Origin of the sequence: Porcincola sp. LCP21S3_C12 (assembly GCF_052118625.1) — a bacterium.
GTDB lineage: Bacteria > Bacillota > Clostridia > Lachnospirales > Lachnospiraceae > Porcincola.
The window spans coordinates 129,932-155,702 of the sequence record NZ_JBQKGW010000003.1; the positions used below are offsets into that span (position 1 = coordinate 129,932).

Genomic DNA, 25,771 nt, shown 5'->3' on the forward strand with positions numbered 1-25,771 from the left:
AAAATATATGAATCAGAGTAAAAGAAATAGTAATTTTCGCCACAAAGGATAACAAAGTGATATAATTTATTACCACAATTGCAGCGGAACATGGCGGCGGAGAACAAAGCCGGAGCAGGGAGGAAGATCAGCATGCAGCGAAAGAGGGTTGGCCTTCTGATCAACCAGGTTGTTTCTGACTATATCGCAGAGCTTCTGCACGGAGCGCTGAGAGCAGCGGAAGACAGCCGGTCTGACATTTATATATTTTCAAGTGCGCTCATGGTGAATGACCCGGAAGATGAGTCTGAAGCCAATGCCATCCGGTACAACCGCAATGTCTTGTATTCCTATAGTACGCGGATGGGGCTGGATGCGGTTGTCGTCGCTTATGATGGAATCAAGCAGTGTAATAAGCCAGAGAATTTCGAACGCCTGCTGGGTGAAATCGAGCAAAAACCGTGCATTATTCTGGAGACCAAACTGCCGGGATTCCGCTGTCTGAGGACGGACCAGGCCGGGACGATTCGCAGCATGATGGAGCATTTGATTCTGCATCATGGGTACAAGCGGATCGGGTGTATCCGTGGACCGGTCGGATCTCCGGATGCGGATCTGCGTTTCCAGATTTACAAAGGGATGATGGAGAAGTATGGCCTGCCCAGCGGGAATGACTATGTAGAGACGGGAACCTTTATGCCGGATTCGGGCGAGCTGGTCCGGAATCTGGTGCGACGGCATCCGGATCTGCAGGCGGTTGTTTGTAGCAATGATTTTGTTGCGATCAGTGCCTGTGATGTTCTGCGCAGGATGGGATATAAGCCGGGAGTGGACATCGCCGTGACTGGTGTCGACAATATCGAGAAGAGCATGCGGGTCAGCCGTCCGATTACGACAGTGGAGACGGGAATCTATTCCCTCGGCTATGAGGGTGTGCATGAGGCGATCCGGCTGCTCGAGGGCCTGCCGCAGCAGACATTCTATGTCCCGAGCAGGCTTGTGGTCCGCCAGTCCTGCGGCTGCAGGGCCGGAATGTCTGATTTTGATGAAGCCATCCGTCGATTGTTCCCGATGACAGAGGAAAGCCTTCCGAAGATTGCGAGAGCCATCTGTGACTTTTCGCACAAGCGGGCACCTTCTGAAAAGAAAGAAACAGCGATTTTTGAAGATGTGGAGGCCGTCCTTTTTGCAGAATGGAAGCTGGCGGAGGGAGAAAACCTGGATGAAGAGGTTTTCAGGCATATTGAGAGCATTTCCAGAAAGCTGAACCGGCTCCACATGTCTGCCAACTTGTTTCTTTCCGTGTATGGGTGTGCTGCGGAGATCCTTGGCGAGGGTATAGGAGATGTGGAGCGGAAACTGGCATACCAGCAGGGACGTTATCGCGCTGTCACTTATTTCATGCGGTTTAATGAGCGGAACAGCAGAGAGGAGGTTGTTGATGTCGGGAAAAGCGCGTTGGAGGCACCGTCGCTTGCCGACGCAATCGCGCACAATATCGATGTTGACAAGGCCATGCTGGGGCAGATTGCAGAGATACTTGTCAGAATGAACCTATCGAATGCCTGCATTCTTCTGTTTCCGGATCCCCTTCCGGTTTATCGAAAGAACGGAGCATTCCAGACGGGGGAGAAGGCGGCGATTGTCCTGAAGCTTGTGGATGGGAAACACGAGTTTCCGGCTGATCCGCAGCATCTTCAGTACAGGCAGCTGGACGGTTTGCTCGAAGAGCTATACCCTGAGGAGGCTCCTGCGGCAGCACGGATGGTGTTTGTGCTTCAGAGTGAGGGAGAGCAGTTCGGCCTCCTGCTCTGTGATGTCGGCGGCAACAATTATGTCGAGGCATATCTGGCGAGTCACCAGATTGGAAGTGCTTTAAAGGTGGTGCAGCTGCAGAGACAGCACTATGAGCTGGAGAAACAGCTGCAAAGTGCCATCAATACCATATCAGAGAAGAATCGAATTCTGGAGCGGATCACGAACTACGATTCTCTGACAATGGTCTATAACCGCCGCGGCCTGCTCGAGAGCATGAAGAAGGCGATGTCTCGGAATCAGGGGTGTGAGGGGATCCTGCTTTTCATGGATATCAACAACCTGAAGCAGATCAATGACCGCTACGGGCATAATGCCGGGGATTATGCCATCAGCAGCTTTGCCAGGATTCTGAGGTCTGTTCTGCGTGGAGAGGATATCATCGGCCGCTACGGCGGAGATGAGTTCATGGCGCTTCTCATCAATGACAGGACAATCTCGGAGAGCAGTGAAAGGGGGGCGGAGCAGTCCATACGGCACAGAATCCGGAAAGCGTTTGACGCGTTCAATGATGTAAGCGGGAAACCATTCTATGTGGAGGCGTCGATCGGTACCTATTTCTTCAGCATTACGGAACAGGTTGATTTTGATCATTTGTTCAGCATGGCGGACAGACTTTTGTATCTGGACAAGCAGTATAAGAGAACAGATGTTGCGAAGGAGCCGTATGCAGACGTTTGAAGACATCTGACCGAGGAAATGAAGAGAGGGAACACTGATTTTATATGCATTTACAATGCAATTGTGTGCAAGCGTGTGTTTATCATGAAATAACTGAACAATAAGAACAAAAAAAATGCGATATAATTTCTGAATTTGTGAAAAATGTTCACATGGTTAAGCCGGTTGTGGTATAATATTGTCATCTCACAAATAAATGACAGGGGGTAGGGGTGATAGCGTGATGAAAAAAGAGATGATCGCAATGCTTCTTGCGGGCGGTCAGGGGTCACGCCTCGGCGTACTGACGGCGAAGGTTGCAAAGCCGGCCGTTACGTTCGGGGGAAAGTACCGGATCATTGATTTTCCGCTCAGCAACTGCATCAATTCGGGAATCGACACAGTCGGTGTCCTGACCCAGTATCAGCCTCTGAGACTCAATACTCATATCGGCATCGGCATTCCGTGGGATCTGGACCGCAATGAGGGCGGCGTCACAATCCTCCCGCCGTATGAGAAGGCGGGGAAGACGGAGTGGTATACAGGGACTGCGAATGCGATTTACCAGAATCTGGCTTACATGGAGCAGTACCATCCGGACTATGTGCTGATCTTGTCCGGTGACCATATCTATAAGATGGACTACGAGGTGATGCTCGACTACCATAAATCGCACAACGCGGATGTGACGGTTGCCGTCATGCCGGTTCCGCAGGAGGATGCCTCCCGGTTTGGAATCGTAATCACGGACGGGAAGGGTAAAATCCAGGAATTTCAGGAGAAGCCTGAACATCCGAAGAGCAATCTGGCATCGATGGGCATCTATATCTTCAGCTGGCCGGTCCTGAGGGATGCGCTGGTGGCGCTGTCAGAGCAGGAGAACTGTGATTTTGGCAAGCATGTCATTCCGTACTGCTTCAACAGCGGCCGGAATCTGTGCGCATATGAATTCAATGGTTACTGGAAGGATGTCGGGACACTCGGCTCGTACTGGGAAGCCAACATGGAGCTGATCGATATCGTGCCGGAATTCAATCTGTATGAGGAGTTCTGGAAGATCTATACGAAGAATGATATCATTCCGCCGCAGTACATTTCTCCGGATGCGCGGCTGTACCGGTGCCTGATCGGGAACGGGACAGAGGTCAGCGGAGAGGTGACCAATTCCGTCATCGGCAATGGTGTCATGATCGGACGCGGGGCAAAGATCCGCGACTCCATTGTGATGCATGGTGCAGTGATTGAAGACGGAGCGGTTCTGGACAAGGCGATCGTTGCGGAGAATGCCCATATCGGGCAGGGGGCGGTCATAGGCTGCGGAGACGCGGTACCGAACCGGGTGAAGCCGAAGATCTACGGCTACGGCCTTGCAGTTGTCGGGGAGGACACGGAGGTGCCCCCGAATGTGCGCATCGGGCGCAATACCGCTGTGACCGGCAGGACCGTTCCGGAGGACTACCCGGACGGACAGCTCGCCAGCGGCGGGATTCTGGATAAGGCAGGTGTTGTGTCATGAGAGCGGTAGGTATGATCCTTGCAGGCGGCAACAGCTACCGCATGAGGGAGTTATCCAACAAAAGAGCGATCGCGGCGATGCCGATTGCAGGCAGCTTCAGAAGCATCGACTTTGCACTCAGTTCAATGTCCAATTCGAGGATCCAGAAGGTTGCGGTCCTGACGCAGTACAATTCGCGTTCCCTGAACGAGCATCTGAGCTCCTCCAAGTGGTGGGACTTCGGAAGGAAGCAGGGCGGACTGTTTGTCTTTCCGCCGACGGTGACGGCGGACAACAGCTTCTGGTACAGAGGGACGGCGGATGCGCTTTACCAGAATCTGGATTTTCTGAAGAACTGCCATGAGCCGTATGTGGTGATTGCCTCAGGGGATGGGGTTTATAAGCTTGATTTTAACAAGGTGCTCGAGTATCATATCGCCAAGAAGGCGGATATCACGGTCGTGTGCAAGCAGCTCCCGCCGGGAGAAGACGTTTCCAGGTTCGGTGTCCTGAGGATGAATGAAAACTGCAGGATTGAACAGTTTGAGGAAAAGCCGATGGCTTCCGATGCGAATACAATATCGTGCGGAATCTATGTGGTGCGGAGACGGCAGCTGATCGAGCTGATTGAGAAGAGTGCAGAGGAAGGGAGGTTTGATTTCGTCCGTGACATCCTGATTCGTTATAAGGGAGTCAGGAAGATCTTCGGGTATAAGATTGACAGCTACTGGAGCAACATCGCATCAGTGGAATCTTATTTCCGGACGAATATGGATTTCCTGAAGAGGGAGGTCCGGGATTATTTCTTCCGGGAATACCCGGAAGTCCATTCGAAAGTCGATGATCTTCCGCCGGCGAAGTACAATCCGGGGAGCGAGGTAAAAAACAGTCTCGTTTCCGCAGGATCGATCATCAATGGCGCTGTTGAAAATTCGATTTTATTCAGCAATGTATTTGTAGGAGAAAACTGTGTAATCAAGAACTCCATCGTGCTGAGCGATGTGTATCTTGGTGACAATGTTCATTTGGAAAACTGCATCGTGGAAAGTCGCGACACCATTCGCGCCAATACTTATTATAACGGAGATGATGGTATCAAGATCGTCATCGAGTCAGATGAACGTTACGTCCTATAATAAAAGTAGGGATAGAAAGGCATGTCTGATAGGTGATTTGTATGACGATTACTGATGTAAGAGTAAGGAAGTTCTCCAAAGAAGGCAAGATGAAAGCTGTGGTTTCGATCACACTTGACGGCGAGTTCGTTGTCCATGACATCAAGGTGATCGAGGGCGAGAAGGGGTTGTTTATTGCGATGCCTTCCCGCAAGACTGCGGAGGGGGAGTACCGGGATATTGCGCATCCGATCAATTCCGAGACCCGCCAGCAGATGCAGGATATCATCCTGACCGAGTACGAGAAAGCCATTCAGACGACCGAAGAGTAGACTAGAATGTAATTCTGATGACGAATCCATCACAAACACAAACAGTAATGGATCTGTGATATGAGCCGCGGGACGGGAGTCCTGCGGCTTTTCTTGCGAACGCCCAGGCGAGCTAGTATACTGGAAAACGATTGCCGCCGGGGCAAAGGCGGACAGGGAGTTTTGCTGCGGGGGGGGGCAGAAAGGCAGCCGACAGGGCAAAAGCGGACAGAGAGCTTCAGGCGCAGTGCCGTATGAGGATGCTGCGGAACAGAAACGGGAAGGGAATGCGTATGGAAAGAGAGATTGAGGCCGGGGAGATTGAGACCGGAGAACATGTGACCGGGAGGACGAAAGAGGAAGCACACAGGAGCAAGTGTCCGGAGAAGGAGCTGACACCGCTTGAGAAGGCGCTGAAGGAAAGGAAGGAATATACCCGGATGAGCGGCATTCTGCTTCATCCGACATCGCTGCCGTCCCGGTACGGGATCGGAGATCTCGGAAAGGGAGCGGAGGATTTTATTGATTTCCTGGCAGCTTCACATCAGCATCTGTGGCAGACGCTGCCGCTCGGACCGACTGGTTTCGGGGACTCTCCATACCAGGCTATGTCCGCGTTTGCAGGGCAGCCTTATATCATCAGTCCGGACCTGCTCAAAGAGGATGGTCTTCTGGATGAATCAGATTTGTGGGAGGTTCCGCAGTCTGACCCGCGCAGGGTGGACTATGGGAAAGCGATTGCCTTCAAGATGGACCTTTTGAGAAAGGCGTATGAGCATTTCTGCCGCCCGGAGATGGAAGAACGGTTTCTTCCGGCGTTTGAGGCATTCGTGGAACGTGAACGGTACTGGCTCCCGGATTATGCGCTGTTCATGGCCGTCAAGGAGGCATTCGGCGGACGCTGCTGGCTGGACTGGGATGCAGACATCCGGGACAGGAAGCCGGAGGCGATGGCTGCCTATGCGGGGAAGGAGAAGGATGAGATCCGGTTCTTTGAGTTTGTCCAGTTTCTGTTTGACCGTCAGTGGAACCGGATCAGACTGCTGGCAGCTCAGAAAGACATCTGGATCATCGGGGACATCCCGATCTTTATGTCGCTTGACTGTGCGGATCTCTGGGCGCAGCGCAATCTGTTCCGGCTGGATTCCAGGGGGTATCCGCTCGAAGTAGCGGGTGTTCCGCCGGATTATTTCAGCGCGACCGGCCAGCTCTGGGGCAATCCGCTCTATGACTGGGCTGTGCATAAAGAGACCGGATTTGCCTGGTGGATCGCGCGGATCAGAAGGCAGATGGAGTTGTCGGATTATGTCCGGATTGACCATTTCCGGGCATTCGAGTCCGGCTGGGCAGTCCCGTATGGGGATGAGACGGCGGAGGGCGGAAAGTGGGTGAAAGGCCCGGGAGCCGCGCTTTTTACAGCCCTCCAGAAAAAACTGGGCAGGGGCCTTCCGATTATTGCGGAGGACCTCGGAATCATCACGCCCAGGGTCGAGGCACTGAGAGACAGATTTGGTTTTCCGGGGATGAAGGTGCTTCAGTTTGGCTTCGGGGACATGAATGACCGGGCTCACATTCCGCATATGTATACGACAACAAACTGTGTCTGCTACACGGGTACCCACGACAACGAGACGACGACGGGCTGGTATACGCATCAGCCGGAGGAAGTCAAGGACCGGATCCGGCTCTACGGAAACTGCGACGGCGGCGGGGTCTCCCTCGATTTCATCCGTTTTGCGATGGCATCGGTGGCTCGGTTTGCTCTGTTTCCGATGCAGGATGTCCTTCAGCTTGGAAACGAGGCCCGCATGAACACACCGGGCGCACCGTCCGGCAACTGGACATTCCGTTATGAGCAGGGGCAGCTGGAGGGCTGGAGACGTGACTGGCTGGCGCGGTATACAAGAGTGTTCGCGCGGGAATAATCAAGGAGGACATCCGGTGAAATAGATGCAGAAGGAGCATACCATGCGCAGTCGGCTGACTGGGCGCGGGAGAGACCGGGATGAAGGGGTGCAGGAGATGCACCAGGAGGAAATGAGATGCTGAGAGCAATCGGCGCGCTGATCATGGCGGCTCTTTATCTGATTGTGACACTGCCGTATCTGGGAATTCTGGGACTTCTCAGGAAAAGATGGCCGACGCTCGGTGATCGGACAAGCTTCCGGATGGTGCAGTTCGGCTTCAGGATGGTGAAACTGCCCTGCGGGATCAGGCTGGATACCTACGGACTTGAAAATATCCCCAAGGACAGACCGGTGCTGTTTGTCGGGAACCACAGAAGCTATTTTGATGTGATTCTGACCTATCCGCAGCTGCCGCCGATCACGGCGTTCGTGGCAAAGAGCGATTTTGAGAAGGTGCCGATCCTGCCGATCTGGATGAAGCGGCTGTACTGCGAGTTCCTCGTGAAGGATGACATCAGACAGAATCTTGAGAGCATCGTGCGGGCGATCGGAACCGTGAAGAAGGGTGTCTCGATGTTCATCTTCCCGGAAGGGAAGCGGAACACGGGCGATGATGAGCGGGCGCTTCTGCCATTTCATGAGGGCTCGTTCAAGGTTGCGACCAAGACGAAGTGCGCGATTGTGCCGGTGGCTATCTGCGGGACGAGAGATCTCTTCGAGAACCATTTCCCGAAGGTGAAAGGCGGGCATGTCATCATCGAATACGGAAAACCGATTGAGACAGCTCAGATGACCCGGGAAGAGCTGAAGGGGATCGGCGCAAAGACCCGTCAGGTCGTTCAGGAGATGGTCGCGAAGAACCATGACAGGCTCTGAGCCCTGGAAGGCCCGGCAGGGGAAGGCACTTTTCAGAAAGTCTTAAGCCTTTCTTCAGGGATGGCGCCGGGGATATCTGTTATTATGTGTCTATGATGTCGCATGGTGTCGGACTTCTGACACGGTCATCAAAGGACAGTCTGATGGAAAGGAGTGCGGGATGTACAACATTCTTGTCTGTGACGATGAGAAAGAGATCACGGATGCGATCGAGATCTACCTCAGTCAGGAAGGCTACAGGGTGCTGAAGGCTTACAACGGGAAGCAGGCGCTGGAGATCATGAAGAAGGAAGAGATCCATCTTCTGATCATCGACCTGATGATGCCGGAGATGGATGGAATCCATGCGATCCTGGAGATCCGGAAGACATCCAGCATTCCGATTATCGTGCTGTCGGCGAAGTCCCAGGATGCAGACAAGATTCTCGGGTTGAATGTCGGGGCGGACGATTATGTCACAAAGCCGTTCAATCCGCTGGAGCTTGTCGCGCGCGTCAAGAGTCAGATGCGGCGGTATACGGCGCTTGGCAACATCGCCGAGAATGCCTCGGAGGAGGAGAACGTCTTCCATTCCGGCGGCCTGGTGATTGACGACAACAAGAAGGAAGTGACGGTGGACGGTGAGCCGATCCGCCTGACCCGGATTGAGTACAACATTCTGCTGTTTCTTCTGCAGAACAAGGGAAAGGTGTTCTCGATCGAGCAGATCTACGAGAAGATCTGGAAGGAGGAGGCGTTCTGCGCGGACAATACCGTGACCGTGCATATCCGCCATATCCGGGAGAAGATTGAGATTGACCCGAAGAACCCGAAGTATCTGAAGGTGATGTGGGGAATCGGCTACAAGGTGGAGGACCTGGATTCCTGAAGACCGGCGGCGCACCGGATGGCGGCAGAGACGGCCCTGTAATACGTGCTGAAGCCTGACAGCTGTACGCGCAGGGCGGACAAACGGAAAGATGCGATACATGAAGAGAAAAGCGAGCGAGAGCGGTAGGACCGGAGCGGCGGACAGAAAACAGAACAACAGACAGTACAGCCTGGGCCTGAAGGCGGGAATTGTCTGCCTTCAGGCCCTGTGCGTTGCGATCATCACGGTCTGCACGCTGACGGTGGGCTACTGGACAGACAATACGTACAACCTGGCAGAGCTGGGGAGACCGTTCGAGGAGACGTCCATCTTTCTGAATAACGTGGAGCGGATTGTCCGCTCTAAGATCAACTGTACGAGGAATGAAGCCCTGTTCGAGACCGGCGGCGAGGAGGATCTCAGCAAAAAGATCGATATCCGCCAGTATGTGGCGGGCGTCAGCGATACGGCCAATCAGAATGAGAATACGACCTACCTGCTCTCGGACCTGATCAATTTTTATCCGAATACCGGGGAACTTGAGGAGATCGTCGAGAAGCTGGACAACTCGGAAAATCCGTCGGATGCTTCATTTGACAATCTGGCATCCCTTGCATCCGGTATGGAGAAGATTCTTCCTGTGTCAGGCAGCACACTCGCGGACACGGCGAAGCTGTCCGGGAGCCCGTACACGAAGCTGTCTGAGTATTACAGTGATCTGTGCCAGACAAGCGCGGATCTGTACAGAAGGTACCAGAGCTATACGGCCGAGCACAGTGATCCGAAGGGAGAGGCGCATCAGAAGGCGCCAGGGAACATTCGTTATTTTGCGGAGAACACGACCACCAAGGCGTGCTATACGAATCTGGATGCGAGAAGCTGCTCGGAGGCGAAGAGCCTGATTGAGAAGTCAAAGGATTTAAGGTTCCTGTTCGAGGGCGTCCGGACGATGAACATCATGGTCGCCGACACGGAGCACTCCCTGAACAAGACGGTTACATCGAAGTTTATCGACACGGTGTTTCTGGGCTCAAATGAACGGATTGTCATTGCCTATGAGCCGGGATATCCGGTCGGGGACACCCTGCATCAGGATTATCTGGCCTATCAGAGCCGCAGACCGGTTGCCATCGGCGCAGTTGTTCTGAGCGTTTTGTCTGTTCTGTGTCTGCTTGTGCTGCTTGTGCTCGGAGGAATGGTGACCGGCAGAAAGAATTCGGAGACGCTGGCAGAGGAGGGCTGGTTTGACCGGATTCCGACGGAGATTGCGGCCGGGATGCTGATCGGAACCGTCATGGTCTGGTACTGGGTAATGCAGCGCCTGAGAGGAAGTGTGTTCTTTCCTGCTGATCATCTGAAGAGCTGGTATGTGGTGCTGGCAGTGACGGAGTACCTGCTCGGTGTGAGCGGACTCTACAGCTTCATCAGGAGACGCAGGCATCAGACATTTGCGACCAACTCGGTCATCTACACGGTCGTTCGCGTCAGTCAGCAGGTGATCAATGCCCGCGTGACATCCGGAAAGCTTCTGATGGTCTATTCCCTCTTTATTGCCGCGAACTTCCTGTTCCTGCGCGTCTTCGGCACCATCGGCATCATCATGGTGCTGGTGCTGGACATGGGGCTGATTCTCTACCTGATGCGGGATCAGGTCGGAAAGCTCAGTGTCCGGCAGGGACTCAGGGAGATCTCGAAGGGCAGGCTGGACTACAAGATTGACACGCACGGACTGACCGGGGACAGTCTTGAGATGGCAAGAGCCGTCAACGAGATGGGGGACGGCCTGCAGGAGGCCGTCAACTCCATTGTGAAAAATGAGCGTCTGAAGGCTGAGCTGATCACGAATGTGTCCCATGACCTGAAGACTCCGCTGACCTCCGTGATCAACTATGTGGATCTGCTGAAACGGCTGGACCTGAAGGACGAGCGGGCGAAGGAGTACATCGATGTCCTGGACCATAAGTCCCAGCGTCTCAAGTCGCTGATCTCGGACCTGATCGATGCCAGCAAGATCAGCTCTGGGAATATTGAGCTGGATATGCAGCCGCTTGATCTGAGGTCGATGCTGATGATGGCGGAGGGCGAGTTTGAGGAGCGGTTTGAGGATGCGAAGCTGACGGTCCGGATGTCGCTTCCGGAGAGTGCCGAGATGATTTCAGCTGACGGTTCTCAGCTGTACCGGGTGCTGGACAACCTCTTTTCCAACGCAGCGAAGTACGCAAAGGAGGGGACGGAGGTCCGCCTCACCATGACGCAGGAGGACGGGTATGTGCAGGTGCTGCTTTCCAATACCTCCCGCGACTATCTGGAGAAGAGCGGAGACGAGCTCCTCGAACGGTTTGTGCGGGGCGACCAGGCAAGGAGCAGCTCGGAGGGCTCAGGTCTCGGGCTTTCCATCGCGAAGAATCTGACGGAGCTCATGGGCGGACAGTTCAGTGTGAAAGCCTGCGGCTATACGTTTGAAACCTCACTCAGGTTTCCGGTGCTCCCCGGACCCCGTTCGTAACGCCGGCATGCGCGTCGGAGATCTGATTCGCCGCACCGGTATCCGCGTCGGAGTTTTCGTGAAAGTTTGGTGAATTCTGCCGCATCTGTCTTGCAGATAAATTAAATTGTGCTATCGTGATTACAGCCGCTTCGGTCCGGATGTACCCTGGACGCAGGATTCTTCCGGAAGGGGCAATACGATCTGCAAGGAGTGGGAGATTTTGAGAAACTCAAACTGGCGGGAGCGCTTTCAGAACTTTATGGAGGGACGGTACGGGCAGGACGAGCTGTCGCATTTTCTGCTTGTGGTGACCCTGATTGTGATCATCGTCAATTTCTTCACGCACTCAGCCTTTCTCGGTATCATTGCCGGGCTTCTTCTGGTGTGGGTGTACGTCCGGATGCTTTCAAAGGATACCGCGCGGAGAGCAGAGGAAAACAGACGCTATCTGGATGTGAAGGACAGGGTTGTTTCATTTTTCAGGGGACTTGGAAGCCGGGGCGGGCATGGTTCCCCGGCCCAGGCGGATTTCCGCATTTACCGCTGCCCCAAGTGCGGACAGAAGATCCGCATCCCGAAAGGGCACGGCATGGTGGAGATTACCTGTCCGAAGTGCAGAACAAGGTTCCGCAAGCGTACCTGAGAGGGGCGCTGCGGAACCGCTTTTATATAGGCGGACGAAGGAAAGACACAACACCGGAAGGCGGAAGGGCGGCGGGCTGGATGTTTGGTTATATCACATTGAACAAGCCGGAGATGAAGGTGAAGAACCTGGAAGCGTACCAGGCCTGTTACTGCGGCCTGTGTCATGAGCTCCAGCACCGCTTCGGCGTGAAGGCGCAGATGCTGCTGAGCTACGACTGTACGTTTCTGATTCTGCTTCTGGATGGAGTCTATGAGCCGGAAGAGGGGGAGCGGTCTGTCCGGTGTCTTCGCCATCCGATTGTCCGTCACCGGGAGACGGTCAGCCGGTTTACGCCGTACGCAGCGGACATGAATGTCCTGCTGGGATATCTGAAGGCGGAAGATGACTGGAAGGACGAAAGAAAACCGGCAGCGCGGCTGATGCTCCGGGCGTATGCGAAGGATTACCGGAAGCTGAAAAGCCTCTGGCCAAGGCAGGAGAAGGCAATCCGAAAGGCGGTGGCTGATCTCAGCAGTCTGGAGACTGAGCCGGTTCCGGAGGAGAAGGACGGGATCCTGCAGCGGCTGGACCAGGCAGCCGCCTGTACAGGCCGCTTCCTCGCAGAGGTCTGCGCCCCTCGGAATGATCTGTGGGCGGAGGATCTGCGCGGGGTGGGGTTTTACCTCGGCAAGTTCATATACATCCTGGATGCCTGGGATGACAGGGAGAAGGATCAGAAGAGCGGGAACTATAACCTGCTGGCGGCTCTGGAGGCGGCAGATCCGGAGCACGCCGGGGAGATTGTAAAGGAAGTCCTGTGTGACATGGCAGCCAGGTGCTGCAGAAGCTTTGAGCGGCTTCCGATCGTGACGAATGTGGAGATTCTCCGAAATATCCTGTATTCCGGAATCTGGGTGAAGTTTAATGAGAGATCCGTATGAAGTACTGGGGGTTCCGAGGGGAGCCTCCGATGATGAGATCAAGAAAGCATACCGGAAGCTGAGCCGGAAGTATCACCCGGATGCCAACATCAACAATCCGGATAAGGCATCTGCCGAGGAACGGTTCAAGGAGGTTCAGCAGGCCTACAAGCAGATCCAGGATGAGAAGAGCGGGCGCTTCGGGTATGGCGGGACAGGTTCCTCCGGCGGCTATGGCGGCGGACCTTTCGGCGGCGCAGCAGGCAGCTACGGCCCGTTTGGCGGCTTCGGCGGCTTTGGCGGTCAGAGTGCCGCAGGGCAGGAGGATGAGGGAGACATCCGGCTGCGGGCGGCCTCCAATTACATCGGGAGCCGCCATTTCCGGGAAGCGCTCAATACGCTGGATTCGATCCCGGAGACTTCCCGCACTGCACAGTGGTATTTCCTGAGCGCGCTGGCGAATTCAGGGGCCGGAAACAATGTGACGGCCAGACAGATGGCGGACCGGGCGGTCTCGATGGAGCCGTCCAATGTACAGTATCAGCAGCTGAAGCAGCAGCTTGACAGCGGCTCAGCCTGGTACAGAGGCATGGGAGATTTCTACGGGACGCCGATGGATTCGGCAGGAGACGTATGTTCCAATGCCTGCCTGACAAGCGCATTGTGCAGCGTCTGCGGGCCGGGTGTCTTCTGCTGCATCTGAGGACAGAACAGTTTCAGGCGGACAGGGAGAGCGGTGTATGGACAGCCTTACGCTGATGGAAGAGACAATCAGACAGATTCGTCCTCCGCAGGATGTGTTCCGCAGACGCTGTCAGGCGCGCTGGGACAGCCTCTGCAAGCCGATTCACGGACTTGGAATGCTGGAGGACCTGGTATCGCAGATCGGCGCGATTCAGCAGACGGAGCAGCCGGACATCAGCAGAGCGGCGGTCGTGATCATGGGCGCTGACAATGGTGTTGTCGCGGAGGGCGTCAGCCAGTGCGGCAGTGAGGTGACGGCGCAGGTCCTGCGAAACATGGCAAAGGGGGACAGTACCGTCTGCCAGATGGCGCGGTTCCGGCGGGCGGAAGTGGCTGCAGTCGATATCGGGCTGAATGAGCCGGTCAACAGCCCCGGTGTCCTGAACCGGGCTGTCCGGAGAGGGAGCGGCGACATCCGGACAGGGCCGGCCATGAGCAGGCAGGAAGCCCTGCAGGCAATCGGGGAAGGGATCCAGATTGCGCACGAGCTGAAGACGCAGGGATGTGAGATCCTGATTCCCGGGGAAATGGGAATCGGCAACACGACAACGAGCGCGGCCTGTGTCTGCGCTTTCTTTGGCAGGGAACCGGAGGAGATCGCAGGACCGGGGGCAGGCCTGACGAAGGAAGGCGTCCGGCACAAGGCAGAGGTGATCCGGGACGCGCTGCGCGTCAACCGCCCGGACCGGGGGGACGTTCTCGACGTTCTTTCGAAGGTAGGCGGTCTGGACATCGCCGGAATGGCCGGGCTGTTTCTCGGCAGCGCGGCAGAAGGGATTCCGGCGGTTATCGACGGACTCATCGCCGCGCTGTCGGCCTATATCGCCGTAAGGCTGGCAGACCCTGTGAGAGATTATCTGATCCCGGGGCATCTGGGCACGGAGCCGGGAGACCGGATCCTGATGGAGGCACTGCGGCTCTCCCCGCCCCTCCGCCTCGGGATGCACCTCGGAGAAGGCAGCGGGGCAGCGCTCCTGCTCCCGCTTCTGGATGAGGCCCTTTATGTATACCGGAACCTGCCGCATTTCGGGAAATGTGGGATTGATGCTTATAAACCGCTTTCCTGAGTGCTATACTGTATACAGACCAGTCACAACGCATCCCTCTACAGAAAGGTGTGAGCAGTTATGGCAGAAAACAGTATTATCACCATCGGAAGACAGTTTGGTTCAGGCGGACACGAGGTCGGAAGGCGCATCGCGGCGGAGCTCGGGCTGAAGCTTTACGACAAGGAACTGCTGAAGACGGTCGCGGAGCAGAGCAATATCTGCGAGCAGGTTTTGCAGGACTATGATGAAAAGCCGACGAACAGTCTGCTTTACTCCATCGTGATGGATGTCTATCCGTCCATGAACTATGTGGGGAACACCCTCAGCCAGCAGGTTTATCAGGCGCAGTACGAAACGATCCGCCGGTTGGGAGAAAAAGGGGGCTGCGTGATTGTCGGCCGCGCGGCTGACTATATCCTTCGGGATAACCCGCGGCTGACCTCTGTCTTCATTCACTCCAGCATGCGGTTCAGGCTTGACAGAGTGATGGAGTTCGAGCATATTGATGAGAACAAGGCGAAGGACATGATCCTCAAGGCGGATAAGAAGAGGGCATCCTTCTATAACTTTCAGACGGAAAAGAAGTGGGGAGCGGCATCAAGCTACAATCTGTCGCTCGACACAAGCGACATCGGCATTGACGGCTGCGTCAGGATGATTGAGCTGTATCTTGAGCAGAAGAAAAAAGGCCAGCACAAATCACAGAACTGAGAACCCGGGAGGGCTGCAGCAGCCGGTATCCGCACAGCCGCATCAGCATCAGGGCGCTCAGCCGGAGGTAATATATGAACGATGACCACAGAAAGCAGGGACCGGCGAACGGGCAGGGGAACAACCACGGTTCGATCCTTGCATTTCTCATTGTAACTTTCATCACGCTCGGGATCATGAGTCTGGTCAACCGGGCGATGACGAGCACAACGACCAAGGAAATCACCTACGACCAGTTCCTCGACCTTCTGGACAACAACCTGGTTGAATCGGTGACGGTCGATACGAACAAGCTGGAGATCGTCACGAAGAAGGACCAGCCGCTTGCCAGCCAGGGCATCGAGGTGACCTACTATACAGGCCGTATGGATGACGACAAGCTGGTCGACCGGCTGCAGAAGGCAGGTGTGGAGTTCAAGGAGGAGATTCCGGACAATACCACCAGCCTGATTCTGAATGTGCTTCTTTCATTTGCGCCGCTGGTTCTGATCTGGGTTCTGATGGGCGTGCTGCTCCGCAGGATGAACAGCAGCACCGGCATGATGGGTGTCGGCAAGAGCCGCGCCAAGATGTACATGCAGAATGAGACCGGCGTGACCTTCAAGGATGTCGCCGGTGAGGATGAAGCCAAGGAATCCCTGCAGGAGGCGGTCGACTTCCTGGAGCATCCGGAACGGTATGCGGAGATCGGCGCGAAGCTTCCGAAGGGCGCTCTTCTGGTCGGCCCTCCAGGAACCGGCAAGACGCTGCTGGCAAAGGCGGTCGCCGGGGAGGCGAAGGTGCCGTTCTTCTCTCTGACTGGATCGGATTTTGTGGAGATGTTCGTCGGTGTCGGCGCATCCCGTGTCCGCGATCTGTTCGACGAGGCCAAGAAGAACGCGCCGTGCATCATATTCATTGATGAGATCGATGCCATCGGAAAGAGCAGAAACGCCGGCGGCTATGGCGGCAATGACGAGCGGGAGCAGACGCTGAATCAGCTGCTGTCCGAGATGGACGGTTTTGATTCCTCCAAGGGAATTCTGATTCTGGCCGCGACCAACCGTCCGGAGGTGCTGGATCAGGCGCTGCTCCGTCCGGGCAGATTTGACCGCCGCGTCATTGTTGACAAGCCGGATCTTGAAGGACGGATTCAGATTCTGAAGGTCCACGCAAAGAATGTGAAGATGGACGAGACGGTCGATTTCCGCGAGGTGGCGCTTGCTACCTCCGGTGCGGTCGGCGCGGATCTGGCAAATATGATCAATGAGGCAGCAATCCTGGCAGTCCGGAACCACAGGAAGGCGGTCAGCCAGAAGGACCTGCTGGATTCCGTCGAGGTCGTCCTTGTCGGCAAGGAGAAGAAGAGCCGCGTCCTCAGCAAGGAGGAGCGGAAGATCGTATCCTACCACGAGGTCGGACATGCGCTGGTGTCTGCAATTCAGAAGCATTCTGAGCCGGTGCAGAAGATTACGATTGTTCCGAGAACCATGGGAGCCCTCGGCTATGTCATGAATGTCCCGGAGGAGGAGAAGTACCTCAACTCCGAGGAGGAGATCCGGGCTATGCTTGTGGAGTTCACGGCAGGCCGTGTGGCGGAGGAGCTCGTGTTCGGCTCTATCACAACAGGCGCCTCCAACGATATCGAGAAGGCGACCCGGATCGCGCGGGCGATGGTGACTCAGTATGGCATGAGCAAACGGTTCGGCTTCGTACAGCTGGAGAGCCAGACATCCCAGTATCTGGATGACGGCCGGCGTGTGATGAATTGCTCTGAGCAGACCGCTGCAGAGGTGGACGAGGAAGTCATGGCCATCATGAAGCAGTCTTATGAACAGGCGAGAAAGATCCTGACAGAACACAGAAAGGCGCTTGACCAGATCGCGGCCTTCCTGATTGAGAAGGAGACCATCACCGGGAAGGAATTCATGGATATCCTGGAGAAGGTCGATCAGCCGGATCACACAGAGGGGACAGAAAGTACAGAAACACCGCAGGCCTGACAGATGAGGAACGGGAGCCGGAGCCGGTGTCCTGTGCAGACGTCCTGAGCAGACGAACAGGGAAGCTTGACAAGAATAGCCCCGGGGCTGTAAGATGCAGTCCCGGGGCATGTGTATATGATCATGCTGACCGAAGAATGATATGCCCGTGCGGCGCAGGTGTTCGCAGGGCTTACGGTGGGACAGATGAAGATAATAAAGAAACTGAAAACATACAGGCATGCGCTGTGGTTTCTTTTGTACAGTGCCTTTTATATGACAGCGTTCAATGCCGTGGAGAAGGCGGGGCATGTTCATTATCATGTGATTCACACCTGGCTGGATGAACAGATCCCATTCTGCAGATTCTTTGTCGTACCTTACTTTCTGTGGTTCGGCTTCATCGGCGCGGCTGTCACATGGTTTGTCATGTGCTGTAAAAACAGGGATGAGTACTATAAGCTGATCACAATGCTGATGATGGGGATGACCATCTTTATCGTTGTCTCTGTTGTCTATCCGAACCGGCTGGATCTGAGACCTGCCCGGGTAGAGGGGAACGATCTCTTTGCCATCCTCTGCAGGTATCTTTACAGGACCGATACACCGACGAACGTGCTGCCGAGTATCCATGTGTACAACTCCATGGCAGTCTGCTATGCGGTGAACGCGAATGAGACGCTGAGAAAAAAGAAGTGGGTGATTGCGGGGACAGATGTCCTGACCCTTCTGATTGTACTGTCTACCATGTTCCTCAAGCAGCATTCCATAATCGATGTCACAACGGGAATTGTCATGAGCGTTGTGCTTCAGGTGATCTGCGACCATATTTTCGAGACAGAACCAGAGCGTGCGGATGCAGATGCCCGGATCTATTCATCGAAACAGAGAGAGTCAGGCTTGCGGGCCTGAACCATGACAATGCCGAAGGGCCTTTCCACCAGACTCCGCATACGCCGGAGAGGTGGAAGGGCCTTTTTTATTTCAGCCGCCGTGCCACGGCCGGCAGGCGGCTGCGTATGAATGACAGGATGGGCTATGGAGAATGAATTTCATTTTGATCTGAAGGAGGAGCTGAGGAAGCTTCCCGAAAAACCGGGCGTCTACATCATGCACGACCGGACCGATGCGATTCTGTATGTCGGGAAAGCGGTCAATCTCAGGCGGCGGGTGCATCAGTATTTTGTAAAAAAGCTCAACCGCGGACCGAAGATTGAGTATATGGTCACAAAGATCGCGTATTTTGAGTACATCGTGACCGACTCCGAGCTGGAGGCGCTGATTCTCGAGAATAATCTGATCAAGGAGCATCGTCCAAAGTACAATACGCTCCTGAAGGATGACAAGACATACCCGTACATCAAGGTGACGGTCGGGGAAGCTTACCCCCGGGTGCTGTTTACGAGGAAGCTGAAAAAGGATGGATCCCGGTATTTCGGTCCCTTCAAGAGTGCCGGCGCGGTCCGGGATACGATCGAGCTGATGCGGAAGCTGTTTCAGATTCGTGACTGTACACGGAATCTGCCGAGGGATCAGGGGAAGGAACGGCCTTGTCTGAACTATCAGATCGGCCAGTGCAAGGCGCCCTGCCAGGGGTATGTCTCCGAGGAGGAATACCGCAGAAACGTGGATGAGGCCGTCAGCTTTCTGGGCGGGAGCTACAAACCGGTTGTCCGGCTTCTGACCGAGCGGATGGAGAAGGCATCGTCGGAGCTTGATTTTGAGCAGGCGGCACAGTGGCGGGATCTCCGCGCCAGCGTCCTCCAGGTGTCCGAGAAGCAGAAGATGGAGTCGGAGGATGGAAATGACCGGGACGTGATTGCGATGGCTGTCGATGGGACGGAGGCGGTGGTCTCCGTGTTCTATGTCCGCGGCGGACGGGTCATCGGGCGGGACCATCAGTTTCTCCATATCGGGCTGGACGAGGACAGAAAGGAAATTCTTTCGGATTTTGTCCGTCAGTTCTATGCCGGGAACATGATGCTTCCGTCCGAGGTGATGCTGGAGACGGAGATCAGCGACCAGGCGCTCCTTGAAAAGTGGATGAGTCAGCGGAAAGGCAGGGCAGTCCACATCAGGGTTCCACAAAGAGGCGCGAAGGAAAAGCTGGTCGCGATGGCCAGGGAGAATTCGGAGATCGTACTCCGGCAGGACCGCGAGCGGATCAGACAGCAGGAGGGCCGCACGATCGGCGCCATGCAGGAGATTGCCGCCCTGCTTGGAATCAGCCATATCAGCCGGGTTGAGGCGTACGATATCTCTAACACAAGCGGGGTGGAGTCGGTCGGCTCGATGATCGTCTTTGAGAAGGGGATGCCGAAGCCGGGCGACTACCGGAAGTTCCGGATCAGGACGGTACAGGGGCCCAATGACTATGCCTCCCTGAAGGAGGTTCTGACAAGGCGGTTTACGCACGGGCTTGAGGAGACGGCGCAGCTGAGGGAAAAGGGAATGGATCCGAGCCTCGGAAGCTTCTCGGTATTCCCGGATCTGGTCATGATGGATGGCGGACGCGGCCAGGTGAACATCGCTCAGGACGTCCTGCGGGAGCTGGGGCTGTCGATCCCTGTCTGCGGAATGGTCAAGGATGACTATCACAGGACCAGAGGACTTTACTTTCAGAATGTCGAGCTGCCGATTGACACCCACTCAGAGGGGTTCAAGCTGATCACACGGATCCAGGATGAGGCGCACCGCTTTGCAATCGAGTATCATCGCTCCCTCCGCTCAAAGGCACAGACCCATTCTGTGCTGGATGAGATCAAGGGCATCGGGCCGGCGAGGCGCAAGGCGTTGCTCCGCGCGTTCGGGTCCGCGGAGGCTGTGCGGGATGCCGGGCTCGATCAGCTTGCCCATGCGCCTTCGATGGATGCCAGAAGCGCAAGGAGTGTCTGGAATTTCTTTCATCCGGCAGAATCTGCAGAAAAAGCAGATGAAGATGGCAGTCTTTTTCTATCCGGGCAGTTGCCCGGACAGAGCGGACGTGATAAGATAAATTGATTTACATGTTTAAACTTCAGTGCATTTCCGCGGAATCTGCGGGGTGGAGTGGCGAGTGCAGACGGAGCGGCTGCTGTGTCTGGCACAGACAGGAACAATCCGAAACGGGCTCCGGCAGGAGACGGAAATGCTGAAAAGGGGTGTGCCGGATGAACACGCAGTCTACCGTACCGCTGACAAAGATGGTCGAACAGATGAAGCTCAAGTGCCTGACGCCGGAGATTGACATCACAAACAAACAGCTTGTGACGCCGCAGATCAACCGGCCGGCGCTTCAGCTCACCGGGTATTTCGATCATTTTGACGCGGAACGTATCCAGATCATCGGATATGTCGAGTATACGTATCTGGAGCATCTGACGAGAGAGCAGAAGCTTCCGATTTATGAAAAACTGCTTTCCTACAAGATTCCGTGCCTGGTCTATACGACTCGGACGGTGCCGGACCAGGATATGATCAATCTGGCAGGGGAGTACAATATTCCGATCTTCGTGACGCAGCGGAGTACCAGTGCCTTCATGGCCGAGGTGATCCGCTGGCTGAATGTCGAGATGGCGCCGAGCATCACGATTCACGGCGTGCTTGTGGATGTATTTGGTGAGGGTGTACTCATCATGGGCGAGAGCGGGATCGGCAAGTCGGAGGCTGCGCTGGAGCTGATCAAGAGAGGACACAGACTCATATCCGACGATGTCGTCGAGATCCGCCGGGTGTCGGACACCACCCTTGTCGGAACGGCGCCCGACATCACCAGACATTTCATAGAGCTCCGGGGAATCGGCATCATCAATGTCAAGACATTGTTCGGTGTCGAGTCCGTCAAGGATACGTCGAATATCGACCTGGTCATCAAGCTGGAGGAATGGGACAAGGACAAGGAGTACGACCGGCTCGGTCTGGAGGAGGAGTACACGGAATTCCTCGGGAACCGGGTGACCTGCCATTCCCTTCCGATCAGGCCTGGAAGGAACCTTGCCGTGATTGTCGAGACGGCAGCTGTCAACCACAGACAGAAGAAAATGGGGTATAATGCTGCTCAGGAGCTCTATGACAGAGTCCAGGCCGGCCTGAAGAAAAATATGAACGGTGACTGAAGAAGGAGTGGAGGGCATTATGAAGAAATATTGTTTTGGGATTGACATCGGAGGAACCACGGTCAAGTGCGGTTTTTTCAACACAGAAGGCGACCTTCTGGAAAAGTGGGAGATTCCGACGCGGACAGAGGAGAACGGCAGCAGGATCCTGCCGGATATCGCGCAGACGATTAATGACAAGATCGCGGAGAGAGGGCTTGACAAGGCCGAAATCGAGGGAATCGGCATCGATGTGCCGGGACCAGTTCATGAGGACGGGCATGTGGATTTCGCGGTGAACCTTCACTGGGGGGTCGTGGACATTGTCGGAGAGATGGAGAAGCTGACCGGGATTCGCACAAAGGCACTCAATGATGCCAATGCGGCAGCACTCGGCGAGTGCTGGAAGGGCGGCGGCGCCGGCTATCACAACCTGATTATGGTAACGCTCGGAACGGGCATCGGCGGCGGAATCGTCATCAACGACAAGGTGATTGCAGGCGCGCATGGAGCCGGCGGAGAGATCGGACATGGGCATGCAACGGAGGAGCTGACGGAACCGTGCAACTGCGGCAATGTCGGCTGCCTGGAGCAGGTCGCCTCCGCGACCGGGATTGTCCGGCTGGCGAAGATGCGCCTCGGGAAGGATGACAAGCCGTCTGTCCTGCGCGGTAAAAATTTCAGTGCAAAGGACATCTGGGATGCAGTCAAGGCGGGTGACGAGGTTGCGGATGAGATCGCCGAGAAGTTCGGCTTCTATCTCGGGAGAGAGCTTTCGATCTATACGGTTGTCTCTGATCCGCAGCTGATTGTTATCGGCGGCGGCATGTCGAAGGCCGGGACGGTTGTCCTGGACTATATCCAGAAGTATTACCGCCAGTATGCATTTGCGGCCTGCAAGGAAGTGGAGTTTGCGCTTGCCACGCTTGGCAACGATGCAGGAATCTACGGCGCAGCCAAAGTGGTTTTGTAAAGGGAACGGCTGCAGACTGTGATGTGTGCCTGGCCAGCCAGGGGAAGACAGGAGCATTCAGCCGCCGGCGCTTTCAGAAGAAAGCCCGGCGGTTTTGTGTTCACAAATTTTTAAGAAAGGTTTCCTTGTGACAGACAGGGAAATGAGATAGGATTAGGAAACAGCGCGGGGCGCTGCATGGATGAGAAGCATCCGTTCAGATCTGAAACAGGAGAATGCGTATGAGCAGCAGATTGAAAAATACAGAGGAAACCGTCCGTAGACCGAAGGGGAACAAGCGGCAGAGAAGACAGCAGATCATCGCTGCCGTGATTGCGATCATTCTGGCTGGCGCGATGGTTGCGACGCTGATTCCGAGCTTCCTTATGTAAGGGAGCGGCGGACAGACGGCAGGAACAAAGGAGTATAGATTGCGGATCAGGCTACAGAGGATAAGACTACAGAATATGGGGGGAAGACGGTTTGCGCTTGCCGCCTGCGGCGGTCTGATGATGATCGCAGCAGCTGCGGGGGGTGCACAGGCGTCAGAGGCAACCATTACAAAGGGCGTCAGCATCGAGGGGGTTGACGTCGGAGGCATGTCGAAGAGCCAGGCGGAGGCGGCCCTTGAAGAGAAGGCGCAGCAGCTCGGGCAGACGAAGGTGACGCTGATGATGGGGGACAACCCGGTCACGACGACACTGGGCGAGCTGGGATATACCTGGACGAATACCGATATCGTCGGAAAGTGCCTCACGCTTGCGTCATCTGGCAATATTGTCGAGCGGTACAAGGAAAAGAAGGATATCGAGAAGGAACCGAAGAACTACACGATGACCTTCTGCGCGGATAACGCGAAAGTACAGTCGTTTGTGGAAAGCTGCTCGGCCTATAATTCGGATCCGGTGGAAGGATCGATCCAGATGGGCAGCGACGGGATTCCCTATGTGGAGGGCGGAACAGACGGCCTGACGCTGAATGTCGACAAGTCCGTCGCGGCGGTTGAGAATGCCATCAGCGGATGGACGGGCGGCGATCTGAAGGTGGATCTCGTTGTCGATAAAAAGAGTCCTGATGTATCGGCTGAAACCCTCTCGAAGGTGAAGGATGTGCTGGGGACCGCTACGACCGACTACTCGGCGTCCACCGCCGCCCGGGCGGTTAATGTAGAGAACGGCTGCAGACTGATCAGCGGGACCCTGGTCTGGCCGGGCGATGAGTTTTCCGTCACCCGGGCGGTGACGCCTTTCACGGCGGAGAACGGGTATCAGCAGGCGCCGTCCTATGAGGAGAACAGGGTAGTCGATTCCTATGGCGGCGGAATCTGTCAGGTTTCCACGACCCTGTACAACGCAGTGCTGAAGGCAGAGCTCGATGTGACGGCCAGATCAAACCATACGATGATTGTCAACTATGTCCAGCCGAGCAAGGATGCGGCGATCGCCGAGGGAATCATGGACATGGCATTCGTGAACAACACGGATTCGCCGATCTATATCTACGGGTACTGCTACGGCGGACAGATCACATTCACCATCTACGGCCATGAGACGAGACCTTCCAACAGAAGCATTGAGTTTGAAAGCAAGGTCACATCGCAGACCGATCCGCAGGGGATTCAGCTTGTGGCGGATACCTCGCAGAATGTCGGGTACATCAATCAGGTACAGAGTCCTCATACTGGCTACACGGCGGAGTTGTGGAAGAATATCTATGTGGACGGGCAGCTGACCGACTCCGTGCAGGTCAATTCCAGTACGTATCAGGCAGTCGGGACAATCTATGATGTCGGGGTTGTGAGTCAGAGCAGTGCTGTGACGCAGGCGATGTACAGCGCCATTGCATCCGGGGATGTCAGCCAGGTTCAGAACGTGATCAAGTACGGGACGAACGCAGCGCAGGGACAGACGAATGCCCAGGGGCAGAACGGTGCATCCGGCCAGACGGATGCTGCACAGGGGCAGACGAATGCCCAGACGCAGACAGACGCAGCCGGTCAGTCAGGCCCCTCGCAGACCGATGCTTCCGGGAATGCTGTGATATCTGTACAGTAACGAGGAAAGAATCATATGAGGAGAGGGATTGTCAGTCAGGCAGTGTATGAGCGCTCCATCGAAAGGCCGCTTGAGGCGGCAGGTGTTTTCAGTGGAGGAGCGGGACATTGCCTGGATCTTCCCGGGCGTATACTGGCCGTCCACAGCACCGCTTCTGGTGCTGCGGACGGCTTTTGCCTTCCCGGGGCGGAGATGATTTTTGATGAAGCAGTCAACAGGCTGGATGAGGCACCGGTATACAGTCCGGGGCGGATGGCAGAACCGGCAGCCGGTTTTCCTGCAGAAGGAGAAAACGGGTATGGTCTGGCAGAGGTATCGGTCTCTGCGATTCTCCCGCCGGATATGGAGGAAGAAGATCTGAAGAAACTGGTGCGGCGGCTGGGACAGGAAGCGAAGAAGGCCGGCGCAGAGGTGGAGGCATTCTCCGCCGCCGTCAGTGAATCTGTGATGAATCCGGTCATCAGCGCGGCAGCAGGGAGGATATGGACGCCTGAAATGACTGCCTCCCTGATGCAGTCGGAGGGGATTGGCGGCGCAGCCACCGAAGCCAGAGGGAAAAGCGGTCTCACGGATGACAGGATGACGGAAGGCTGGGATCTTCTGATGGCTGGGCCGTGCGGGGCTGCCGGGACAGCGGTTCTGCTGCGAAGCTTCCCGGAGCGGCTTTCCGGACAATTTCCGGCAGGATTTTTAAAGGGCGCGGAGCGGATGGGAGAGAAGCTGCTGACAGGAAAAGCGGCGGCTCTGATCCGGGCGGAGGAAAAAGACGCACAGCTTCAGTGCATCGGAGAGGGAGGCGTCTTTTCAGCGCTGTGGACGCTGTGCGGGCGCCTTTCCTGCGGGATGGATGCGGACATTCATCTGATTCCGATCCGGCAGGAGACGATCGAGATCTGTGAGGCGCTGAACCGGAACCCATACAGGCTGTATGGTACAGGCGGTCTTCTGGCCGTTGTGCGCAACGGGGAAGCCGTTCTGCGGAAACTGGAAAGGGAAGGTCTTGAGGCGGCTGTGATCGGAAAGCTGACGAAGGGACCCGGGCGGTATATCCGCAACCGGGATATCACCCGGTGCCTGGAGAAACCGCAGTGCGACGCCCTGTTTGAGGAAGGATGAGGGATTGTATGAGCTTCCGCCCGGGCTCTGGCGTGGGAGGAGCCGGTTGACAGAGTCTGTACCAACAGGT

At 55.6% G+C, this 25,771-nt stretch carries 21 protein-coding genes; all 21 read left to right on the forward strand.

Features of this window, described 5'->3' with window-relative positions; genetic code table 11:
- Positions 1-132 precede the first annotated feature (132 nt).
- Positions 133-2,475, forward strand: a complete 2,343-nt coding sequence (locus ACTQ1N_RS02630) for a GGDEF domain-containing protein (protein ID WP_441954341.1) — start codon at positions 133-135, stop codon at positions 2,473-2,475.
- Positions 2,476-2,695: 220 nt separating this feature from the next.
- Positions 2,696-3,970, forward strand: a complete 1,275-nt coding sequence (locus ACTQ1N_RS02635; RefSeq protein ID WP_277067914.1) for a glucose-1-phosphate adenylyltransferase — start codon at positions 2,696-2,698, stop codon at positions 3,968-3,970.
- Positions 3,967-5,085 carry a glucose-1-phosphate adenylyltransferase subunit GlgD gene (gene glgD, locus ACTQ1N_RS02640; protein WP_441954343.1) on the forward strand — a complete coding sequence of 373 codons (1,119 nt, stop codon included), beginning with the start codon at positions 3,967-3,969 and terminating at the stop codon, positions 5,083-5,085. The genes ACTQ1N_RS02635 and glgD overlap by 4 nt, the downstream gene beginning before the upstream one ends.
- 41 nt (positions 5,086-5,126) lie before the next feature.
- Positions 5,127-5,396, forward strand: a complete 270-nt coding sequence (gene spoVG / locus ACTQ1N_RS02645; protein WP_441954345.1) for a septation regulator SpoVG — start codon at positions 5,127-5,129, stop codon at positions 5,394-5,396.
- A gap of 272 nt (positions 5,397-5,668) precedes the next feature.
- Complete coding sequence (gene malQ, locus ACTQ1N_RS02650; protein WP_441954347.1) at positions 5,669-7,300, forward strand: 4-alpha-glucanotransferase; 1,632 nt, start codon at positions 5,669-5,671, stop codon at positions 7,298-7,300.
- A gap of 117 nt (positions 7,301-7,417) precedes the next feature.
- Positions 7,418-8,158: a lysophospholipid acyltransferase family protein gene (locus ACTQ1N_RS02655; protein WP_441954349.1), complete on the forward strand. Its 741-nt coding sequence runs from the start codon at positions 7,418-7,420 to the stop codon at positions 8,156-8,158.
- 160 nt (positions 8,159-8,318) lie between these two features.
- A complete protein-coding gene (locus ACTQ1N_RS02660) occupies positions 8,319-9,026 on the forward strand; it encodes a response regulator transcription factor (protein WP_441954351.1) in 708 nt (235 codons plus the stop codon).
- Between the two features lie 100 nt (positions 9,027-9,126).
- The gene (locus ACTQ1N_RS02665; RefSeq protein ID WP_441954353.1) at positions 9,127-11,514 is read left to right on the forward strand and encodes a sensor histidine kinase; all 2,388 of its coding nucleotides are present in this window, start codon (positions 9,127-9,129) and stop codon (positions 11,512-11,514) included.
- Positions 11,515-11,716: 202 nt separating this feature from the next.
- Entirely contained in the window at positions 11,717-12,139 is a 423-nt protein-coding gene (locus ACTQ1N_RS02670; RefSeq protein ID WP_441954355.1) for a hypothetical protein, read from the forward strand.
- A gap of 80 nt (positions 12,140-12,219) precedes the next feature.
- Entirely contained in the window at positions 12,220-13,062 is an 843-nt protein-coding gene (locus tag ACTQ1N_RS02675) for a DUF5685 family protein (RefSeq protein ID WP_441954357.1), read from the forward strand.
- Positions 13,046-13,744 (forward strand): DnaJ domain-containing protein, encoded by a 699-nt coding sequence (locus ACTQ1N_RS02680; protein WP_441954359.1) that lies wholly within the window; start codon positions 13,046-13,048, stop codon positions 13,742-13,744. Before ACTQ1N_RS02675 ends, ACTQ1N_RS02680 begins: the two co-directional genes overlap by 17 nt.
- Before the next feature lie 37 nt (positions 13,745-13,781).
- Positions 13,782-14,852, forward strand: coding sequence for a nicotinate-nucleotide--dimethylbenzimidazole phosphoribosyltransferase (gene cobT / locus ACTQ1N_RS02685; protein ID WP_441954361.1), 1,071 nt, complete (start codon positions 13,782-13,784; stop codon positions 14,850-14,852).
- Positions 14,853-14,912: 60 nt separating this feature from the next.
- Positions 14,913-15,545, forward strand: a complete 633-nt coding sequence (locus ACTQ1N_RS02690) for an AAA family ATPase (RefSeq protein ID WP_441954363.1) — start codon at positions 14,913-14,915, stop codon at positions 15,543-15,545.
- Between the two features lie 74 nt (positions 15,546-15,619).
- Positions 15,620-17,527 carry an ATP-dependent zinc metalloprotease FtsH gene (gene ftsH, locus ACTQ1N_RS02695; protein WP_441954365.1) on the forward strand — a complete coding sequence of 636 codons (1,908 nt, stop codon included), beginning with the start codon at positions 15,620-15,622 and terminating at the stop codon, positions 17,525-17,527.
- 186 nt (positions 17,528-17,713) lie between these two features.
- Entirely contained in the window at positions 17,714-18,418 is a 705-nt protein-coding gene (locus ACTQ1N_RS02700; protein ID WP_441954367.1) for a phosphatase PAP2 family protein, read from the forward strand.
- 126 nt (positions 18,419-18,544) lie between these two features.
- Complete coding sequence (gene uvrC, locus ACTQ1N_RS02705) at positions 18,545-20,506, forward strand: excinuclease ABC subunit UvrC (protein ID WP_441954369.1); 1,962 nt, start codon at positions 18,545-18,547, stop codon at positions 20,504-20,506.
- 149 nt (positions 20,507-20,655) lie between these two features.
- Positions 20,656-21,600 (forward strand): HPr(Ser) kinase/phosphatase, encoded by a 945-nt coding sequence (gene hprK / locus ACTQ1N_RS02710; protein ID WP_441954371.1) that lies wholly within the window; start codon positions 20,656-20,658, stop codon positions 21,598-21,600.
- Between the two features lie 19 nt (positions 21,601-21,619).
- Positions 21,620-22,552, forward strand: coding sequence for an ROK family glucokinase (locus ACTQ1N_RS02715; RefSeq protein ID WP_441954373.1), 933 nt, complete (start codon positions 21,620-21,622; stop codon positions 22,550-22,552).
- Positions 22,553-22,773: 221 nt separating this feature from the next.
- Entirely contained in the window at positions 22,774-22,923 is a 150-nt protein-coding gene (locus ACTQ1N_RS02720; RefSeq protein WP_441954375.1) for a hypothetical protein, read from the forward strand.
- Positions 22,924-22,998: 75 nt separating this feature from the next.
- The gene (locus tag ACTQ1N_RS02725; RefSeq protein ID WP_441954377.1) at positions 22,999-24,585 is read left to right on the forward strand and encodes a VanW family protein; all 1,587 of its coding nucleotides are present in this window, start codon (positions 22,999-23,001) and stop codon (positions 24,583-24,585) included.
- Between the two features lie 15 nt (positions 24,586-24,600).
- The gene (locus tag ACTQ1N_RS02730) at positions 24,601-25,701 is read left to right on the forward strand and encodes an AIR synthase-related protein (RefSeq protein WP_441954379.1); all 1,101 of its coding nucleotides are present in this window, start codon (positions 24,601-24,603) and stop codon (positions 25,699-25,701) included.
- Positions 25,702-25,771 lie beyond the last annotated feature (70 nt).

Coding starts and splice junctions, on each gene's coding strand:
- hprK (WP_441954371.1), top strand. CDS start 20,656: ATGAACACGCAGTCTACCGTACCGCTGACAAAGATGGTCGAACAGATG.
- ACTQ1N_RS02665 (WP_441954353.1), top strand. CDS start 9,127: ATGAAGAGAAAAGCGAGCGAGAGCGGTAGGACCGGAGCGGCGGACAGA.
- spoVG (WP_441954345.1), top strand. CDS start 5,127: ATGACGATTACTGATGTAAGAGTAAGGAAGTTCTCCAAAGAAGGCAAG.
- cobT (WP_441954361.1), top strand. CDS start 13,782: ATGGACAGCCTTACGCTGATGGAAGAGACAATCAGACAGATTCGTCCT.
- ACTQ1N_RS02690 (WP_441954363.1), top strand. CDS start 14,913: ATGGCAGAAAACAGTATTATCACCATCGGAAGACAGTTTGGTTCAGGC.
- ACTQ1N_RS02715 (WP_441954373.1), top strand. CDS start 21,620: ATGAAGAAATATTGTTTTGGGATTGACATCGGAGGAACCACGGTCAAG.
- malQ (WP_441954347.1), top strand. CDS start 5,669: ATGGAAAGAGAGATTGAGGCCGGGGAGATTGAGACCGGAGAACATGTG.
- ftsH (WP_441954365.1), top strand. CDS start 15,620: ATGAACGATGACCACAGAAAGCAGGGACCGGCGAACGGGCAGGGGAAC.
- uvrC (WP_441954369.1), top strand. CDS start 18,545: ATGGAGAATGAATTTCATTTTGATCTGAAGGAGGAGCTGAGGAAGCTT.
- ACTQ1N_RS02660 (WP_441954351.1), top strand. CDS start 8,319: ATGTACAACATTCTTGTCTGTGACGATGAGAAAGAGATCACGGATGCG.
- ACTQ1N_RS02720 (WP_441954375.1), top strand. CDS start 22,774: ATGAGCAGCAGATTGAAAAATACAGAGGAAACCGTCCGTAGACCGAAG.
- ACTQ1N_RS02680 (WP_441954359.1), top strand. CDS start 13,046: ATGAGAGATCCGTATGAAGTACTGGGGGTTCCGAGGGGAGCCTCCGAT.
- ACTQ1N_RS02700 (WP_441954367.1), top strand. CDS start 17,714: ATGAAGATAATAAAGAAACTGAAAACATACAGGCATGCGCTGTGGTTT.
- ACTQ1N_RS02655 (WP_441954349.1), top strand. CDS start 7,418: ATGCTGAGAGCAATCGGCGCGCTGATCATGGCGGCTCTTTATCTGATT.
- ACTQ1N_RS02725 (WP_441954377.1), top strand. CDS start 22,999: ATGGGGGGAAGACGGTTTGCGCTTGCCGCCTGCGGCGGTCTGATGATG.
- ACTQ1N_RS02630 (WP_441954341.1), top strand. CDS start 133: ATGCAGCGAAAGAGGGTTGGCCTTCTGATCAACCAGGTTGTTTCTGAC.
- glgD (WP_441954343.1), top strand. CDS start 3,967: ATGAGAGCGGTAGGTATGATCCTTGCAGGCGGCAACAGCTACCGCATG.
- ACTQ1N_RS02730 (WP_441954379.1), top strand. CDS start 24,601: ATGAGGAGAGGGATTGTCAGTCAGGCAGTGTATGAGCGCTCCATCGAA.
- ACTQ1N_RS02675 (WP_441954357.1), top strand. CDS start 12,220: ATGTTTGGTTATATCACATTGAACAAGCCGGAGATGAAGGTGAAGAAC.